Origin of the sequence: Nocardia sp. NPDC004568 (assembly GCF_040609955.1) — a bacterium.
GTDB lineage: Bacteria > Actinomycetota > Actinomycetes > Mycobacteriales > Mycobacteriaceae > Nocardia.
On the sequence record NZ_JBEXLL010000180.1, the window covers coordinates 1 to 2,006 of the forward strand.

1 protein-coding gene is annotated in these 2,006 nt (G+C 66.0%); it reads left to right on the plus strand.

Going from position 1 to position 2,006, the window contains the following annotated elements:
• On the plus strand, positions 1-2,006 hold a 2,006-nt coding region (locus ABZV91_RS32400; RefSeq protein ID WP_355249524.1), incomplete at both ends, for a condensation domain-containing protein.

Sequence of the window (2,006 nt, forward strand, 5' to 3'; positions counted from 1 at the left end):
AGCGGCATGCCGGTTCGGGTGGGCGGCAGGCGTTGGTGGCGCGGCCGCGGCCGGAGCGGGTGCCGTTGTCGTTGGCGCAGCAGCGTATGTGGTTCCTGAACCAGTTCGATACGGATTCGGCCGCTTACAACATTCCGGTCGCCGTCCGCCTGTCCGGTGACCTCGATATCCCCGCTCTGCGGCAGGCGGTCGCCGATGTGGTGGATCGCCACGAAACCTTGCGGACACGCTATCCGGTGGGTCCGGGCGGGGTGCCGTACCAGGATGTGCTTTCCACCGCGCAGGTGATCGCCGATGGTCTCACGATCGTTGCCACCGATGACCCGGTGGCCAGGATCAGCGAGCTGCTGTCGGCCGGTTTCGACGTGACGGCCGAGGTGCCGCTGCGGGTCGAGCTGTTGCAGGTGACCGGGACGGGCGAAACCGGCGAGGTTTCCGGCGCCGGCGAATTCGTGCTGGCGATGGCGGTGCACCATATCGCGGCCGACGGCGCCTCGGTGGGACCGCTGACCCTGGATCTCATGACCGCGTACGCGGCGCGGACGGCCGGAGATGCCCCGGCCTGGTCGCCGTTGCCGGTGCAGTACGCCGACTACAGCATCTGGCAGCGAGAGCTACTCGGCGACGAAGCCGATCCGGAGTCGATCGCGGCGCAGCAGGTCGGGTATTGGCAGTCGACGCTGGCCGGTATTCCGGATCAGTTGGATCTGCCGACGGATCGGCCACGTCCGGCCGTGCAGTCCTTCGCCGGTGGGCGGGTCGAGGTCGCGATCGACGCGGATGTGCATGCCGGTTTGGTGCGGCTGGCGCAGGAGCAGAACGCGACGCTGTTCATGGTCGTGCACTCGGCGCTGGCTGTGCTGTTGTCACGGTTGTCCGGCAGTGATGACATCACCGTCGGTACGCCGGTGGCGGGTCGTGGTGAGCAGGCGCTCGATGATCTGATCGGTATGTTCGTGAACACGCTGGTGTTCCGGACCCAGCTGGATCGCGGTGAGTCGTTCGCCGATCTGCTCGGTCGCCAGCGCGAGGTCGATATCGCGGCTTACGCGCATGCCGATGTGCCGTTCGAACGTTTGGTGGAGGTGCTCAACCCGGCGCGTTCGCAGGGACGGCATCCGTTGTTCCAGGTCGGGTTCACCTTCCAGAACATGACCGCGTCTGTACTGGAACTGCCCGGTCTGACGGTTTCCGCGGTGGATGTCGATGCCGAGATCTCCCAGTTCGACCTGAACCTGATACTCAACGACTCGTACGACCTCACCGGTGTGCCCGGGGGTTTGTCCGGTTATCTGACCTATGCCACCGCCCTGTTCGACCACGCCACCGTTCAGGGATTCGTGGACCGGTTCGTGCGGTTGCTGCAGCAGGTCCTGGTTGCGCCGGAGACCGCGGTCGGTGATCTGGAGATCCTGGCGCCGGTCGAGCGCACGAAGATGCTGGCGGAGTGGAACGCGACCGAGCACGCGCTCCCGGCCGGGCTGTTGCTGGACGGGTTCGATGCCGCGGCTGCGGCGTATCCGGATCGGGTGGCGGTTTCGTTCGAGGGGACGAGTCTGTCCTATGGCGAGTTCGCTGGTCGGGTGAACCGGTTGGCGCGGCATTTGATCGCGCAGGGTGTGGGTCCGGAGACGCTGGTGGGTCTGCTGGTTTCCCGCTCGATCGATCTGGTTGTTGGCATGTATGCGGTGGTGGCGGCCGGTGGTGCGTATGTGCCGTTGGATCCGGCGCATCCGGCGGAGCGGATCGGCTACATCCTCGATACCGCGGCACCCTTGTGTGTGCTGACCACGACTGGTGATGTGGTGGCGGTGCCGGAGGGCACGGGTGTGCCGGTGTTGGAGTTGGACACTCTCGAGATCGGTGGTTATGACTCGGCGCGGGTGACCGATGCTGATCGGTTGGCGCCGGTGCGGTCGTCGAATACGGCGTATGTGATCTTCACGTCGGGTTCGACGGGTCGTCCGAAGGGTGTGGCGGTGCCGCATTCGGCGATCGCGAACCAG